Annotated in this window: 14 protein-coding genes; 5 read left to right on the forward strand and 9 right to left on the reverse strand. The window is 48.3% G+C overall.

Features of this window, described 5'->3' with window-relative positions:
* Window positions 1-8: 8 nt before the first annotated feature.
* Entirely contained in the window at window positions 9-467 is a 459-nt protein-coding gene (locus SynBIOSE41_RS04975; RefSeq protein WP_255475959.1) for a Nif11-like leader peptide family natural product precursor, read from the reverse strand.
* Window positions 468-962: 495 nt separating this feature from the next.
* Between SynBIOSE41_RS04975 and SynBIOSE41_RS04980 the strand changes: the two genes are divergently transcribed.
* Entirely contained in the window at window positions 963-2,192 is a 1,230-nt protein-coding gene (locus SynBIOSE41_RS04980; RefSeq protein ID WP_186539849.1) for a HEAT repeat domain-containing protein, read from the forward strand.
* Between the two features lie 53 nt (window positions 2,193-2,245).
* Here SynBIOSE41_RS04980 and gap read toward each other — a convergent pair whose 3' ends face one another.
* The gene (gap, locus tag SynBIOSE41_RS04985) at window positions 2,246-3,253 is read right to left on the reverse strand and encodes a type I glyceraldehyde-3-phosphate dehydrogenase (protein ID WP_186539850.1); all 1,008 of its coding nucleotides are present in this window, start codon (window positions 3,251-3,253) and stop codon (window positions 2,246-2,248) included.
* Between the two features lie 107 nt (window positions 3,254-3,360).
* On the opposite strand from gap, the gene SynBIOSE41_RS04990 reads away from it, so the two are divergent.
* Complete coding sequence (locus SynBIOSE41_RS04990) at window positions 3,361-3,834, forward strand: HIT family protein (protein ID WP_186539851.1); 474 nt, start codon at window positions 3,361-3,363, stop codon at window positions 3,832-3,834.
* A gap of 23 nt (window positions 3,835-3,857) precedes the next feature.
* Here SynBIOSE41_RS04990 and SynBIOSE41_RS04995 read toward each other — a convergent pair whose 3' ends face one another.
* From SynBIOSE41_RS04995 to nth, 7 genes are all read right to left on the reverse strand, one after another.
* Window positions 3,858-4,082 (reverse strand): hypothetical protein, encoded by a 225-nt coding sequence (locus SynBIOSE41_RS04995; protein ID WP_186539852.1) that lies wholly within the window; start codon window positions 4,080-4,082, stop codon window positions 3,858-3,860.
* A gap of 410 nt (window positions 4,083-4,492) precedes the next feature.
* Complete coding sequence (locus SynBIOSE41_RS05000) at window positions 4,493-5,326, reverse strand: PfkB family carbohydrate kinase (protein WP_186540823.1); 834 nt, start codon at window positions 5,324-5,326, stop codon at window positions 4,493-4,495.
* A 4-nt stretch (window positions 5,327-5,330) separates the two neighbouring features.
* A complete protein-coding gene (locus tag SynBIOSE41_RS05005; protein ID WP_255475961.1) occupies window positions 5,331-5,873 on the reverse strand; it encodes a hypothetical protein in 543 nt (180 codons plus the stop codon).
* Window positions 5,874-5,954: 81 nt separating this feature from the next.
* The gene (locus SynBIOSE41_RS05010) at window positions 5,955-6,224 is read right to left on the reverse strand and encodes a hypothetical protein (protein WP_186539853.1); all 270 of its coding nucleotides are present in this window, start codon (window positions 6,222-6,224) and stop codon (window positions 5,955-5,957) included.
* 74 nt (window positions 6,225-6,298) lie between these two features.
* Complete coding sequence (locus SynBIOSE41_RS05015; protein WP_066908462.1) at window positions 6,299-6,535, reverse strand: high light inducible protein; 237 nt, start codon at window positions 6,533-6,535, stop codon at window positions 6,299-6,301.
* Window positions 6,536-6,584: 49 nt separating this feature from the next.
* Window positions 6,585-7,406, reverse strand: coding sequence for a bifunctional hydroxymethylpyrimidine kinase/phosphomethylpyrimidine kinase (gene thiD / locus SynBIOSE41_RS05020; RefSeq protein WP_186539854.1), 822 nt, complete (start codon window positions 7,404-7,406; stop codon window positions 6,585-6,587).
* Window positions 7,406-8,059 (reverse strand): endonuclease III, encoded by a 654-nt coding sequence (gene nth, locus SynBIOSE41_RS05025; RefSeq protein WP_186539855.1) that lies wholly within the window; start codon window positions 8,057-8,059, stop codon window positions 7,406-7,408. Before nth ends, thiD begins: the two co-directional genes overlap by 1 nt.
* A 78-nt stretch (window positions 8,060-8,137) precedes the next feature.
* Here nth and SynBIOSE41_RS05030 point away from each other — a divergent pair, with 78 nt between their 5' ends.
* From SynBIOSE41_RS05030 to SynBIOSE41_RS05040, 3 genes are all read left to right on the forward strand, one after another.
* Window positions 8,138-8,344 carry a hypothetical protein gene (locus SynBIOSE41_RS05030; protein ID WP_186539856.1) on the forward strand — a complete coding sequence of 69 codons (207 nt, stop codon included), beginning with the start codon at window positions 8,138-8,140 and terminating at the stop codon, window positions 8,342-8,344.
* Window positions 8,345-8,481: 137 nt separating this feature from the next.
* A complete protein-coding gene (locus SynBIOSE41_RS05035) occupies window positions 8,482-8,811 on the forward strand; it encodes a Nif11-like leader peptide family natural product precursor (RefSeq protein WP_186539857.1) in 330 nt (109 codons plus the stop codon).
* 577 nt (window positions 8,812-9,388) lie between these two features.
* On the forward strand, window positions 9,389-16,624 hold the full coding sequence (locus SynBIOSE41_RS05040; protein ID WP_186539858.1) for a calcium-binding protein: 7,236 nt from the start codon (window positions 9,389-9,391) through the stop codon (window positions 16,622-16,624).
* Window positions 16,625-16,944: the final 320 nt, after the last annotated feature.

Raw genomic sequence — 16,944 nt, forward strand, 5'->3', positions numbered from 1 at the left:
CAAATTAATTAGTATTTTTGTCCTGATCTGAAATCATGCTCTTCTTCTTTGAGTTCTGAAGAGCTGCAGGTTGACTGAGCGTAGTGGATCAAATTTTTGTAGCCGGCAGGAACCAGCTTGGGGCAAAGAGTTCCAACCTCAATGGCCTGAGGGCAGAAATAAACACCAGCCCAGCGATTGATGAATCGGCCTTTGATCTCGTCGGAGAACATGAAGCCATTGCGAGCCGCGTAATCAATGATTTGTTGCGGTCCAAGATCAGCTAATTGGTCTCGGAATGCCTGGTCGTCTCTTGCTCTGTCAATAAAAGCATGCAGCGCAGCCTTAGACATTGGGCTCCTGGATGTTTTCATCAATTTACTGCTTTGTGATTCTCTCATTGCTATCAAGCTTGTGATTGCAATATTTGCTTGCACCGTGGGTGAGGGCTGTTGAGCTTTGTAAACTGAATTGCTTTCTGAATCCATTTCTTATTAAACGATCTAGGATCAATGGAATAGGGCTTTTCTTTGTTTTACGCTCTTATTAAGCTAGCTGTTTTCATATGAAACGGGTCACGTTTGAGCTCAGCGATGAACTCCATAAGAAATTAAAACTTCTCTGTTATACCGAAGGCGTTTCTATTGGACATATTTTGCGCGAGTGTGTTTCTGACTTCTGCAATAAGCATGATGCTCATCTTATTGAATTAATTGATCATCGCTCCAAATAGTTTTTTGGGTCTGGTGGTTTAAGGTTGCTTTTGTTTTGTTTTGTTTGAGATTGGGTTCTTCTTAGATTGCTGTATTGTTTGCTTGAGTATGGGTGTTAGGTCAAGTCTAATTGTTCTGTCAGCGGTATTGGTTTGATCGGTTTTGATTGGTGGCAAAGTGTAATTAAAAACTGTAACGCATTTGCTTGAATGTTCTGGTTTTGAATGGTTTGGCGATAGTTTAAAATACTTTGTTAAATGCTGCAGGGGTATGGCAGAGCGTTTCGATGTTTTGGTTCAGGGGATATCAAAGCCTGATGCACTTCATTTATTGTTTGCCAAAACAGACTCTGTTGAAAGACCATCTGATCGGTATTTTGCGGCTACAAGATTGGGGCTGTGTGATTGTGACGAAACTCTGGATGCTTTGATCAGGGCGACTAGCGATCTAAAAGTTGACGAATTGTTCGACAGGATTACTCGACGTAAAGCTGTTGAAGCACTGGGTAGAAGGAAGGATGCAAAGGCGATTCCTGCATTGGTTGAAGTTCTGAGGTGCACTGATACCGAGGCGGTGATTAATTCCTTGTCAGCATTGATCAGAATTGGCTGGTCACCAAGTGAAGAAGAGGAAAGTCATCTTCTCAACCTCTTGGATGGAGAAGTCACGCAAGCACGTGCAGTGATTCAGCTTTTCACGAGGCTTCGCATCAAAAGCGTTCGTTCCAAAGAATGCATAGGAGGTTTGTGCGATCACGAAAGTCTTTTGATCTCTGGTGCTGCCAGGGCCTGCATGGCCTCGATTTACGGGGAACATGATCTGATGAAGCCATTGGTGGCATGTCTGACAGATCTTGTCGCAGGCAAGCGTAGGTCCGCTGTCATTGATATCGGTGACTCTGGCGTTGAAGCTCTCCTTCCGGATTTGATTCGTGCGCCTGTTTCAATGTCCCTCAGGGCTAAAAGTTTCTTTCAGATTATTGATGCTAATGACTCGGCCTCTGATCCCAGACATCAGATTTTTTTAAAGCAGCTTTTACGTGATGATCCCCTTTTATTGGATATCAATTCTGAGTGGCAGTGTGGTGAAGATCCCTCCGAGATTGAGCAAAATCTCAGTCATCGTGATGAAGCACGGCAATATGGTGCTGCAGCGAGTCTGATGAGAATAGATCGTGATGAATGTTTGAAGTTAATTGAGAGTATGCAGGAGAGGCTCTGGTCTGATTATGTGACTCACTACTACCTGACCTGCATTGTTGGACTGCGTTCAATTCAGGAGAAAGGAGATCTGATCCGCTCTGCGCTTGCGGAGACAACACCTCAATACACCAAGTCAAGAATTGCTGCCGCCTGGGCTTGTGTTGAACTACAGCTTTTTGATCAGATGGAATTACTGGCTGAACTTTCCAGCTCTGCTCCATGGGCTCCACTGCGTTGGTCTTGCCAACAGGCACTTGGACATCTGCGTGAACAGCAAAACATCGCCGCTAGTGCATGAAGTTTGTTAGTTGAATTCTGCTGATAAAGTTCTGCTATCGAGGGATTCAGTTATCAATCTGAAGAATGTTTGGCCATGTGCTGCATCAGGTCAATGCATTTGCAGCTATAGGCCCACTCATTGTCGTACCAGGCAACTAGCTTCATGAACTGATCATTGAGTGCCATTCCCGCTCCTGCATCAAACACTGAGGTGCAGCTTTCTCCGAGAAGATCGTTGGAAACGATCGGATCTTCGGTGTAACCGAGGATGCCGGAGAGACCATTCTGTGAAGCATCTTTCATTGTTTTCTTGATCTCTTCGTAGCTGGCCGGTTTGGCCAGATTGACGGTCAGGTCGACCACGGAGACATCCGGTGTCGGTACTCGGAATGCCATTCCCGTGAGTTTTCCATTGAGTTCTGGAATCACACGGCCTAACGCTTTGGCTGCACCCGTGGAGCTGGGAATAATGCTCTGTCCGGCTCCCCGTCCACCACGCCAGTCCTTCAAAGAGGGGCTGTCCACAGGCTTCTGGGTTGCCGTGGTGGCGTGCACGGTGGTCATCAGGCCGCTGACGATGCCGTAGTGGTCATTGACCACTTTTGCGAGTGGTGCCAGGCAGTTGGTTGTGCAGCTGGCATTCGACACAATCTTCTCTCCTGCATAGGAGTTGTGATTCACTCCCATCACGAACATCGGAGTGTCGTCCTTGGAGGGAGCGCTCATCACCACGCGTTTGGCGCCTGCTTCCAGGTGTTGGCGGGCGGTGTCATTGGTCAGAAAGAATCCAGTGCTCTCCAGCACGTAGTCCGCTCCCACATCACCCCAACGCAGCTGGCGAGGGTCACGTTCGGCCGTGACCCGAATGTGACTGCCATTCACCATCAAGTGCCCATCCACGACCTTGATTTCACCTGGAAACCGGCGATGCGTTGAGTCGTAACGCAGCAGGTAGGCGAGGTAGTCGAGTTCGATCAGGTCGTTGATGGCAACCACCTCCACGTCGGGGCAGGCCATGGCCTGTCGGAAGGCGAGACGCCCGATGCGTCCGAAGCCATTGATGCCAATACGGATGGACATGAAGGCGAGCCCTTCTGCTTCCCTGATTTATAGAGCCCATTGCAGTCGAAAACCCCCTCCTTTTCTGGGACGAAGACAGAGTGGGCTCAGGTCGTTCCCTCAAGTCCATGGTTTCTCCGGAGCCGCAAGCCTCCTGCGCAATCTGTGCCCTGCATGGCGATGAGTCTGAGCTGACGGCCCATGAGGTCTGGCGGAGTGATCTCTGGTTGCTGCGACATCATCCTCGTCCTGCTCCGCTGACCGGTTGGTGTCTGCTGGATTCCCGGCGCCACTTTGGTGGTCCGATGAACTTTGCTCCTGACGAAGCGCGACAGTGGGGCGCTGTTGTGCAACGAGCTTCCCAGTTGATCTGTGAGGTCACAGGCTGCGATCGGGTCTATGCCATTGCATTTGGAGAGGGTGCCCGCCATTTGCATCTGCATCTGATCCCACGCTGCGGTGATGATCCGCGCACCAGCGCATGGAAGATTGCTGATCTCTATCGCGATATCGAAGCGGGAAAGGTCACTGCAGCTTCCACTGAGCATGTGCATGACTGGTTGCTGCGCGCCAGGGTTTTAGCCCCGGCATTCCTGAGTTGATCAAACCATTGCGGTTGCGAGACTCACCGATGCCAGTCGTTGCCAGTGACGGTCTTGTAGCGATCAATCAGCATTTTTTCAGTTTGCTTATATCGTTCGATATTTTCTTCTAGCTCCTGTTCGTTATGCTTGAGATAGGCATGATGTCTTACTTTCCATAATGTTCTGGCTTTTTTCCAGCGAATCCCTGCCTCCTTGGCGGCAGCAACTAATTCGTCGAATTCTTCTTTTGTGAAGTCAAATTTCATCCGTTTAGGATGCTGATCTTGTTGTTCAAGAGTCTTAGCAGCGATTTGTGGTGATGTCGAAAATCCTCTGGAATTCGATCTCGATCAAGCTTTTCATGGGGTTGTTTGCTTGCGTTCCCATGGTTCAGGCAGAGCCCAAAACCTTGATCAGACTCGGTCACACAAGCGAAGAGGTGACTTTAAACAACCTCTTGTCAAAAGTACCACAGGGTGCAACTATCACAGAGCAATCCTGCATCAGAATTGGGACAGGCAGGAGCTATCGCTACCGCTGCCAAATCACATTTGAATGATTGTTTCTGCTGTTCTCAATTGCAGCTTGATGCATCAATAAGAGCATCGGTTCAAACGCGTCGAATCGAGAGCGGTGTGTTCGCCATTGATGCTTTCTGTCACTGAACGGATCAGCTTCAGCCGTAAGGACCGAAGCGTGTTGCACAGGCAGCACCGCAACGCGCTCCCAGCACAACGGCCTGATGGGTGCTCCAACCTGCGCTCAGTCCTGCGGTGACACCGGCGGCAAAGCTGTCACCACATCCATAGGTTTCCACCATCCGGCCTGGCAGTTGCAGAGCATCAAAACGTCCGCCGGGAATCATCAGGCCGCCTGCCTCACCCTCGGTGGCGATGCGAACAGCGGGTGCAGGATTGAGACAGTTCTCGGGAACCTGTTCACCGGGGTCAAGTCCGCTGCCGATCAGGGCGTCCAGTGGCACCGATGCTTGCTGCAGTACCGAGAGGCCCAGCCGTGGCGTTGCGCTCAGAACCCTGGCCTGGCGAGCCTGCCGGAGGCCATCGCAGTCGGTAGCCGATGCGAAGACGCCGTCGCAGTCGGCAAGTCGTTCCCAGCCGAGTTCATCTTGAGCCGTAGGCATCAAACGCTCTCCGATCACTGTGATCGCACGGTCACCGCTGGGGTCCATCAGGCTGATTCCGCGGCGACTGGGTTTGTCACGCCAGGCCACCACCGGTTCAACGCCTAACTCCCTGAGGCGTTGTTCGCTGCGTTGGCCGATCGCATCTCGACCGAGTGCTGTGAAAAAGAGCACTCTTTGACCGGTGAGGCGTGCCAGCTGGACTGCGATCACAGCTCCGGCACCCGCAGGTTCTTCGAGGTCCCGGAAAGCTCTGCCGATCCTGCCTGGCCTGGGCAGGGCATCGACCTCCAGAAAGGTGACCCATTCCTGATGACCCACCACCGCCAGTTTGAGAGATTTCAACTCGCGGTCCAAAGGCGTGGGCATTGCGTCAGGGGATTGGCAGGACGGATTTGGCGGCATCGCGCAGCTGCACGTTGATCTTGCCTCCAACAGAATCCACTTTCACTCCTCCGGTCACATTCAGCAGTTCCCCGTCGGGAGTGCCGACCAGCACTGGGCCTCCCTCGGGGCCATTCACGCTGACAGGAGCGGTGACCTCTCCCACCGTGACGGAACCATCCACGGAGACCCCGCCCTTGACATTGACTGGTTGAGTCACAGCCACACCCTTGGGGACTCCCACGTCACCACTGACGGGTAACACCTTGACAGCTTCGATCGACAGGGGCTCCTCGCCTTTCACGCTGACGGGTGCAGAGAGTTTGTCGACGGTGATGCCACCGACGAGCCGCACGGGAAATGGCTGATTGAGTGGCAAGCCAATGGGAATCGGTTGGCGAAGAATCTGAATGGCAGCCACGGCAATGGCCCATGCGGCAATGACCACAGCCAGCGGCCAGCGGCTGGCCATCATCAGAACGAACCAACGTGGATCCGAGCTTTGTGGGGTCTTTGGGCCCTGGTCTGCCATGGCTTGGATGCACTTGATGCACCGGTTGTACCGGCTTCCAGCGGCTCGGCCATGGGTGGCACTGTGACCTGCGGCTCAAGTTCAGAGCTCGTATTCCTCTTCGAAGCGCGTCAAAAGGCCTTTGTAGAGAGCAAGAGTTCCCTCGCTTTCTTCGGTCACCCCCTCGGTGACGTAAAGCGCTGCCAGGTGGGTGCAAGCGGCATGAACCTGGGCAAAGGCTTCCGCATATTCGTTCTGAACGTCCTCCTCGCGGATGTCTCTGATCATCGCCGAGACAAATTCCACTTTCTTCTCGGCTGCCTTGATCTCAGCCTCCATCTCCTTGCTCAGTTTGCGACGCTTGCGAGCCATGCCTCTGGGTCGACTGACTTCAACCTAGGAGTGAGACCTGCAGGCGGACTGAGACTTGCAGGTCTGCACGCGAGTCAGAAACAGAAGGGAAGATATTTGGCGCTGCAGGCGACGTATCCATCAACGAGTGGTCCGAGTCCGATCTGGTGGACGATTCCCTGACCTGTGATGGCTTCAGTCAAGACGCCAATCACGATGCCCAACATGGCGGCACGCCCGTTGAAACGTTCCACCTGCTCGAGCTGTTGTTCATGGATGGCGCGGGCCGCTGAATCCTGAAACCACTTGTTGGTTGCCTGCTGCTGACTCATGGAACCGATGCGAATGTTGAGCAATGTAACAGCACATTGACTTTTGTTCTCAATCACTTTCTTTAATGTCTCTGATTTCCACCCAGTGGCAGATCGGTCCCTGACCCTGTCCGATGGCCAGGGCCTGCTTCAGGCCTCGTTTGACGTACTCCCGCGCCCGCGCAATCGCCTCTTCGAGATCCTGGCCAAGAGCAAGTCCTGCGGTGACGGCTGCTGACAGCGTGCAGCCTGTGCCGTGGGTATGTGGCGTGTCCACCCACGTGCCTTCCTCAAGCCAGTGGGGTTGGCCGTTGAACAGCAGATCACGGCCACCCTGGGATCGATCACTGCCGCTTTTGATCAGAACCGCCGCAGGGCCCTGGGCGTGGATGATGGCGGCCGCTTTCTCGGTGTCACTGTCGTTGTTCAACTCATGGCCGCTGAGCAGTCGGGCTTCATGGCGATTCGGGGTGAGCAGGGTTGCCAGCGGCAGGAGATTTTGGCGAAGCGCCGCGATCGCGTCAGCTTCAAGCAGTACTGCACCGGTGCGGCTCACCATCACAGGGTCGATCACCTTGGGGATGGTCCAGTGCCGTAACAGCTCAGCAGTGGTTTGAATCAGTTCGGCATTCAGCAGCATCCCGGTTTTCAGTGCATCGACAGCCAGGTCGTTCTGGATGGCTTGCAGCTGTGCTTCCAGGCCTGCGGGCGGAATTGGATCAACCCGGTCGACTCCACAGGTGTTTTGTGCGGTGACGCATGAGAGAGCGCTGCAGCCGTGCACCCGGAAGGCCATAAAGGCGCGCAGATCAGCCTGGATTCCAGCCCCTCCTCCTGAATCGCTTCCCGCGATGGTGAGGGCGATCGGTGGAGTGATGTGATGGGCCTTCATCAGGGTTTACGCCAGATCACCGGCTTGCGGCGTTTGGGATAGAGCTCTCGGCATAGCTTGCAGACCGTGCCATCGCAGCCGCGAGCCGTGCAGTGCTCGCGGCCGTAGAAAATGATCTGCAGGTGCAGTCGATTCCAGTGCTCCCTGGGGAAGAGAGCCTTGAGATCAGCTTCTGTTTTCACAACGCTGTCGCCCTTGCTCAACCCCCAGCGTTGGGCCAGACGATGAATGTGGGTGTCCACGGGGAAGGCGGGAACGCCGAAGGCCTGCGCCATCACCACGCTGGCGGTTTTGTGACCGACACCCGGAAGCGCTTCAAGCTCTTCAAAACTCTGTGGCACCGCTCCGCCGTGGACATTCACCAGGATGTGGGCCAGTTTGTGCACATTGCGCGCTTTGGTTTTCGCCAGTCCCAGCTGACGGATGTGGCTGTGGATCTCTGTTTCGTCGAGCGCTGCCATGGCAGCGGGCGTCGGTCCAGCGGAAAACAGTGCTGGAGTGACTTCGTTCACTTTCTTGTCGGTGCACTGGGCACTGAGCAGAACGGCGATCAGCAGCGTGAAGGCATCGCTGTGATCCAGGGGAATCGGCGTCTCGGGGTAGTGCTCGTTCATCCGATCGAGGATCACTCTGGCCCGTTCGCCCTTATTCATCACGTTCTGGGATCGACAGCCATAATTGCAGCGCCGTGCCTGGGATGAGAGATTGGCAGAGGTTCGAACTGTGGGTTCATGAACTCTGAAAAGCGCCGAACCGGTTCTGATTCAAGCGACGCCTACGCACGGGCTGTTCGCAGGGAAGAGCAGCAACAGGAGCGTGAGCAGCAGCAGCATCCTGATGACGACAAAATTGAAAAGAATGCTGAAATCACTGAGATTGATGACGCCAGTGATCTTTTTCGTCAGCACAGCCATCAGCAATCGATGGAGGGTGGGTAGCAACGATTTAACAAAATATCTCTGCGGCTGTTTCTTAATTACCTTCAAAAGCCAGCAGCATTAATCTTAAATAAATACATGCTTTTGCATTGCTCCTTTCGCTTGCAATAAAGTCAATACGATGCTATCTATTAAAGATGACTTCACCAATAGAGGATCTACTCGCTCATCTTGAAGCCAATCCCGAAGTGCGTAACGCAATTATAACGGCAACTACACTCGAAGAAGCGACTGAAATTGCGGAAAATGCTGGATTCAAAATTGACGCGAAAGATCTATGCAATGCTCATAAAGATGAACTCTTAGAATTATCTGATGAGGAATTAGAAGTTATTGCAGGTGGAAAGTATACAGCCACCCCTGGTCAACCCCCGGGCACCACCCAAGGCTGTCCCGGGACCGCACATACGCTCGATATTGCTCATGGTGAGAAGTGTGGTCAATCACCTTTGTCTTCTGCTCCATAACAATTCGGCATTCCTTAAAAAGTCAAAGGCAAGACTTGGTCATGGGTTGAGCAACTCTTTCCACGATTGATTATGCTCTGATAGCCTTCTACAAGCGGCTACAGTAGGCATCAACAACTCTTCAGAGGTGCTAGCTAGCTATCACTAACACTCTCTGAGGGGTCTTCAAGGGCAGGTAGTGCCTGGTTAACGCTTCTGCGAACCACTCTCGGTGTTGCCTCAGGTGCGGCGGCTTATGAATTAGCTTATAGATACAAAACAGCACCGCTGAGATAGCCTGTAAACACTAGCTTCTGAGTTTGTCCATTTGATGGCTGCAATCATCAATCGATGGAAGGTGGGTAACGGTGGATTAACAAAATATCTCTGCGGCTGTTGCTTAATTACCTTCAAAGCTCCTTAACTTAGCTCAGCATTTGCTATTTGTGCAGTTATCCGATGGTGATGTACGAAATAATTGAGACGAAAAAATACTTTTTACAGGAACTACCACGCGTAGTTCACTGTGTCTTTTTGTTGGAAAGAGATGACGTTCTGCAATGTTTAGCTAAGTTTGCCTAACTAGTTTTGACTTCGAATGAGTTTCGTTATCCCCGAACTCGCTGAGCTGACCAAAATTGATGCCAACCAAGGCGACATCCCTATTTATTACGACAAAGAAGGTCATGTTTACCTTTGGCCTGCCGGTGAAAGTATTCCCATTCCTCTCAAGGACCGCACTGGTGATGAGTGGCCTACACGCCTCTTTGAAGAATGGGATAGTGGAAATAAGTTTCATAAGGTTCATTCAGTTCAAAAAGATGGTGATAGCTATCAGGTTGTTATTCATGAAAATCACGGCGATGGAGTCGCTTGGGGCATCATCCCCGCATCGTCCTCAGGAATCCTGAGTTGGAAATCGTCGTTATTTTCTGAAAACGTTGGCGAGATCGAAGAGCGTGTCAAACTTGACTTAAACAAAGACGGCAAAACCGGGATTGTTGTTGAAGTTACCCCCAAAACCGATGATGTTGGTGATGTCGTCCTGGCGGTGAATTCCGATGGCGATAGCTATATCAAGGACAAAGAAAATGTTTTGAAGCTGAAAGATTTTGAAGGTAATGGCCTTCGATTTGATTTCGACCAGAAGAATTCTGATGGTTCGGGCTTTGAGCGAGAAGCGGTGCAGGCAGCCTGGGATTCTGAAGCCAAGCAATATGTGGTTGCCATTGAAGAAACATTTACATCAACCTGGGAAGGCAAAAGCTATTCGGACACGGAATGGGTGATCAACGCATTTAATGAGAATGGAGGGAGCGTCGGTCAAGATCTCTTCAATGTCGATATCGTTAATTACGAAAAGGTCTTTAACTATGATTTCAATGGTGATAAATCAATTGGTTTTGATAACAGCGCCCTCGAGAAAATCACTGCCGATACTTCGTCAGATTCGGGCGTTACTGTCAAGCGATTTAAAGGTAATGGTGATATTTATATCGTTGACAACGGAGCCACGAAAAAGGTTGCAGATGAATATGGTTTCGCTTTAGAGCTTGAAAGAGAAGAGCGTTGGGAGGGTGGTTCGTCATCTTCCGTTGTGGTCGCAGCCGAAGGAACAGCGAATGGCGGCTATGTTCTTGTCGTCAAGCATCAGGAAACGCACAGCGGCGGTGAGGATGAACAAGGATCCCGTGAGGAAAATGCAACCACGCTTAAGACATCTGCGGAGTCTCAATCTCAGTTAAGTGGATCTGATCCTGAAGTATCACTCGCTTCAACATCTCATTCTGGATTTAATTCAGCTCACAATATTATTGAACGATCAAAAAATGCAGATACGATAATCTCCACTGACTACAATTCGGCTTATGCGCTTGCAACAAGCTTCACAGGTGCATTGGAAGATGATATTTTAATCACATTCGAGGAAGATAACGGATGGTTGAATGTCAATGGTTCTTATAGCGGTGGATTTGTCAGTCATGATCATCAATATTTAGCTGGCACATCATCGCCATACAGCAGTTTCAGTCCAGCATCATCGTCTTCAGCCACAGGCCGCACAACCTTAGTGGCTGCTGATGCAAAGGGCGATCATGCCAACGGAACGGCAGAGGGCACGATTGAATATATTGTTGCGAATGGCGGTGAATTCGACGGCAATCGAGTTCACTTCAATCTGAGTAATGTTGGCCACAGTGGTGGACCTGATGAACCTGATCTTGCCCGTATCAACTCGGGCTCAAATATTGATCGAGGCATCAATATTACGCAAGGCTTTAATACTACAACTACACCTCCTGAACCAAGAGATCAATTTCTTGAAGTGTTGCCAAGCGAGCTAGAAGAAGGTGGACTAAATGTTTATTTTTATGGCAACGAAGCAGCTTCTGGAGATGCATTCAATAACCCAGTCTCTGCGTTTGGCTTTTACTTGATGGGTCGTGAAATCAAGAGAGATGTTTTTCTTGATGTCAGAGATACATCAAATTCCCTCATTCATTCCACGGTCACAACGGTTCCAGGTGATGCGAGCCAGGCAGTTGTTGAATATATTTCATTTCAAGCTGCTGAAGACCAGGCTGTTTCTTCATTCTCCCTTCGTGAAGCCTTTAATTCTTCAATTGATACTGCTAGTGCTCGTGATATCTTCAGCATTGATAATTTAAGTCTTAAATTTGCGGTTGATGGTGAAGAGGGTGGCAACAGCGAAGAAGGTGAGGATGAAGAAGAGCAAACTTCCACATATTATGAGATTTACAATTTAGACAAGGATGGCAAATCAAGCTGGTCAAATCCATCCTTTTTCACCGAAAGCATTGCAGGTTTTGAATCAGTTGTTAAGGAAGATATTAATAAAGATGGCAAAATTGGCATTGATGTTTCAAGTTTAACGCAGCTCACTACAGATACTGCCGGCATTGAGCTGTGGAAATCAACAGCCAATACAGTCCATATTGTTGATCCAACTACAAAAAAGCAAGTTGATGTTAAAGATCAAAGTGGAGGTTTCCCGACAGTTTTTGTTGACGAAAAATGGGATAATGGGTATTTCAGGATCACACCCATAGCAGCTTCTCTGTGGGATGGAGGGTCGTCAGACGATTATTATCGTGTAGCCGTGAAAGTTGAAGATGCCTATTTTGAGAATTCAACGGATAAGACACCTACGACGAGTCGCGTTGAATGGGAAATCTATAAGGTTTCACTTGATGGAATTCTTGATACTTCCGGTACGATCTTTACCCCTTCAATTACAACCTACGAAGATGAATTTAAGCAAGATTTGAATGGAGATAAGGACTTCTCTGGAAATATCGATATAGCTCTTCGTAATTCAGATACGTTCGGAGTCAAGCTAGGAGAAGCTGATGGTCAGATCTTTATTGTCGATGGTGAAAAACAAATTGCTATTCAGGATTCGTGGATTGAACATGAGGATAAATGGGAAGGTGGTAGCTCAAAAGCTGTCGTTAAGGCAGTCGAAAAAAATGAGGCTGGTCTCTATCAAGTTGCTGTCAAGCAAGACCATACCTGGACTGAACTCGATACTGGCAGGACTGGGCAAGATAGCGGTTGGCAAGTGTATGCAATCAAAGAGGATGGATCGGTTGATTTCTCTAAAACCATTTGGTCAGATTCGATTACCCCCTTTGAAACATCACTATTCAAACAAGATGTTAACCAAGATGAATTTGTAGGGGTTAACACTGGAAAGCTTGAGCGCTCTTCTCGAGATAAGAATGGACACTATTTGAAAAAGGATATTGACGGCTTGCTCTATGTCTTCACACCAGACGACAAACTTGAGTTTGCCGTTACCAATGAATTCAATGAGTTTCCTTCATTTGACTTTTCTGGCAGCTGGGGAACGAGTAATGCCGTAGCTGTTGAGAAAAATGATGATAATTCTTACTCTCTAGCTGTTGAGCGTACGGAAAAGTATTCAGGTGACGTAGAAAAATTCTGGGAAGTTCTATCCCTGAGTTCCACTGGCGTGATCGGCGATTCGTCTTGGTCTAGCAGCATTGAAGCTAAGGAAACTACGATCTTTAAGGACGATTTGGATTTATCGGGCAGTATCGGCTTTAATCTCAGTCAATTGATCGATGTTGCGACGGATCTAGGTGATGTTCGTTTAAAGCGTAAGCAGGGAATCACAAACAATCGAGACCAGTTTTTTATTGAAGATTCAACGGGTGGGGTTGTTGAAATCCTATATAGCTGGGGTGATTCTCCTGACTATACGGAACTCAATATTGAAGCTGATGTCACCTTCAGGCGTGATGCTGTAGCGGCAGAAAAAACAACATTAAATGGAAAGGATGTGTATGTTGTTGCTATCAAAGAATCTGAAATTAGAACGATTGATGGAGGTGAAAATGTTGATGTTCGCTGGAAGTTGGATTACGTTGACCTCAAGGGTTCTATCCTTGAGGAAGACTCTATTGAGACAGGCTCGATTCAGTCTTACGAATCAATTTTCAAGCATGATTTGGATAGTGATGACAAGGTTGGCTTAAATCTTGCTGGTTTGAGTGCAATCGGTACAGACAGTCAGGGTGTCTCCGTCAGTCGTAATGGTGATGCTATCTATATCACTGATGACAATCTGACTTCTAATAAGACATTCCTCGTACAGGATTACTGGGGAGATACTCCTGATATTGAGTGGGGCGATGAGAACTCCAGTTCAAAATCCAGGGTTTATGCCGTGGAGTCGTTTGAGGATCCCCTCGATAAGATTAATAAGTATCTTCTGGTTGTTAAAAATGAAGAGATTTTTGAGGGAGACACACCAACTGAGTCTTGGCAAACATTTAAAATTAAGGAAAAAAATGTAGGCCAGCAGGATTGGTATCTCGATTACAATTCAGCTACTACATCAAAGAGTGTTAGAAAAATTGAACCACTGATTAAGCAGGATCTAGATGGTGATAAGAATTTTGCGGTAATTAATCCAACTACCAAGCGAATCACCACGGATTTAAGCACGACCGGTCAAACAGGCATCAGCTTGCTCGAAGATGCTAATGGCAAGGGTGGTTTATATCTCCAAAAAGGGGCCCAGATTACAGAAATTGTTGATCCCAACGGAGGTTCTGTTGATTTCGCTCCAATCAAATGGGGTGGTATCAAAAAAGAACAAAAAGCCTATGCCGCTGAGGCAGTACTGAAGGATGGAGATATTGCATCCTATAACCTGCTTGTTAAAGAAACTGAGACGGATTTAGCTGGCAACGTCACGACTAAATGGAACAACTATGAGGTCAGCAGACTTGGGGTTTTAGACCAAGCCAGTAAGAGGTCTAGCGACAACTCTGAATTGTTTGAAAAAGACCTCAATCAAGATCTCAGTGGTGATAGCAAAATCTTTAATCCCGATACCCTTACTCTTTCAGCCTTAACAACTGATTCTGGTGTTGACAAATTATATACCGATGATGCTAACCGTTTGTATGTTCAACTCAGTGGATCTAATACACGTCAGGCGCTTTTTGATAGTGACGGAGATGCTTTAGTTGTTGATGAGCGTTATGTAAAAGGCAACGCTACCATTAATAAAACTGCAATAGCGATCGAATCATTGCGTACTGTTGATACGCCGTTTCTTCGTCTGTTGGTTGAATCGAAGGAAACCACTGGTGAAGTGACTAAAAAAACATATGAGACATTTAATGTTAATCAGACAACTTTTGAAGCAGATCAATCGACAACCATCGTTCATTCCAATCTAAAGCCTCTAGAGATTGGCTTTAACATGGATCTTGACGATACCCCTGGTGTGTATTCCTATAATCAGAAATCTGCTGTCAAGAAAAGCACGGATACTTATGGAGCAGAATTGAGATCTGTTGGCAATATTTTGTTTGTAACGGAAAAGACTGGGGGGCAAGAGACCACATATGACATTGTGGATAAAGCCTCTAGATTCAATGCTTCACTGGACGTTGAGAGTAAGGAAAGTGGCAAGCCGATCTTTAAAAAGGAAACATTGGCGATTGAGAAGAAGTTAGATAAGAAGGACGAATATCGTTTGATCGTCAAGGAAACATCAACATTCAATTCTGAATCTGATGTTTCTTATTTGCAGTACACCTTGGAAGAGGATAAAAAAACTAATTCTCTGCTGCTTGATAGATCCAGCATTGAGTTCCTAGCTGCAGGTGATATCGATGAAACAATGTATCAGGAAGACTTTAATGGGGATGGATCCAAGACAAGAGCTTCGACGAAATCCTCTACCCAAGGCTTGGTGAAAAAGGGTGCTGCAGTTAAGATCAAATCGGAATTTGAGTCGCGAGCCAACTCCGATTTTTCGACAATTAAGAGTGCATCTGATGCCACTGATGCTGCTGATATTGCGATATTTGGTTCTAAAACAAGTGCTGAATCTGCTGCGCGCAATGATATTCAGGTCAACGTTGCCAAGGACGTCTCCAGCCAAATGCTTGAGCAGGCCAAGAGTGATGCCGGTACAGCAAAGGTCAGCACAAGCACATCAAGTGCTTCAGAGTCAGTTGGTTCGACTTCAGCTTCAGCGAGCTCCAGCACATCTCAATCGAACAGCGATTCAACCTCTGCAGCCGTAAGTTCCCAGTCATCACAAGCTTCTAGTGGGTCTGCTTCAAGAGCAGTCAGCTCCCGATCATCACAAGTTTCTACTGGGTCTTCGCCAAGAGCAGCCAGCTCTAGCACGTCTCAACAACTTGGATCTGCATCTGAGGTGAAGATCAAGCCCCTAACAGATCTGCTCGACTTCAGTGTGACTTCAACTGATCCTTCCCAGTTTGGCCAGATCCAATCGGTTACAATCGTCCTCAATGATGTAGGAGCTGATGATGATGCTCCTATTTTCTACAAGAGGGATAAGTCGACAGGTGGCTTTGTTGCTTTTACATATGATGCCAATACTGGTGAGGGTGCTCTTTGGAATGCTCAAAATAAGACACTGACCATCAATGTGCGAGATAATGGCCGTTATGACTGGAATGATCAGTTAGGTGTTATCCGAGATCCTGGTTTTGTTGGTTTAACTGTCCAATCATCGACGACTCCCACACCACCAACACCAACACCAAAAACAAAAACAAAAACAAAAACAAAAACATCCTTATCGACATCTTCAACACCGCCTCCAATTCAATACCCTATTCCAACAGAGAATGGATATCTTATTTATAGCGATGCAGCTGATTCGCTGAAGAATCAAAGGGATGTCAAGTTTCGGATGATGGGTGGGAGTGACACCGTCCAGATTATCGGAGGTAAAAACAACTTTGTGAACGGCAACCAGGGGGATGATCAGCTTATCGTTCTTGATTCCCAAGACAGTCAATTCCTGGGAGGCAAAGGGCGTGACCTGTTTGAGGTCAGAGGTGGCACAGATAATTATTTTTATGGTGCGATTGGTGAGGATGTATTTAAACTGATTGCCGGTAAAAGTCATATTTCTGGTGGCGATGACAATGACACCATCGAAGTTCTTGGTGCTGTTGCTGGTACCTTTGTCAACGGTAACCGTGGCAATGATCTCATCACTGGAGTGGTTGCTGGTGTTACTTACAGAGGTGGTAAAGATGATGATCTCTTAGCTGTCTGCCAAGGCGATGTCTGGGGAGATTTAGGTGTTGATACTTTCCAGGGTGTTTCAGGTGATGGCTATGCAGTGGTTCGGGACTACACCGTTGGCGAGGACAAGATTGATCTTTCGATGGTGCAGGGGGAGAGTTGGAAAGCCGTTGACAACGGCTTGATGCTCACAGATTCTTCCGGTGATCAAATCATGCTGCTTGTTGGTATTGAAAGCGTTGATCAAGTTTCACTTGTTTAGGGAATTGCAGATGCCCCGTTTTAGATAGGTCTTTGCTGAATTTTTCGACCTGATCTAGTCATTCTTAAGTCATGATCTGGTCGTCTTAACAGATTCCTGACCTGTTCTGCAGGTTCATCTCATGCGCCTTGTTTTGCTTTTCTATCGGATTTAAGTTTGAAAATTATTCAATAAGATTATTCATTGATCTCTCAGTCTGCGCTCAGGCTTGTCTTTTCGCGGGTCGCTATCCAAGTAGAAGATTCATTGATGTCTTCATGTCACCTGCTATCGACGGCGATGTTCAGCATGGGTTGAGTGACACGCTGTTGTTTTCATTT

Source organism: Synechococcus sp. BIOS-E4-1, from assembly GCF_014279995.1.
In the GTDB taxonomy this organism is placed as follows: Bacteria; Cyanobacteriota; Cyanobacteriia; order PCC-6307; family Cyanobiaceae; genus Synechococcus_C.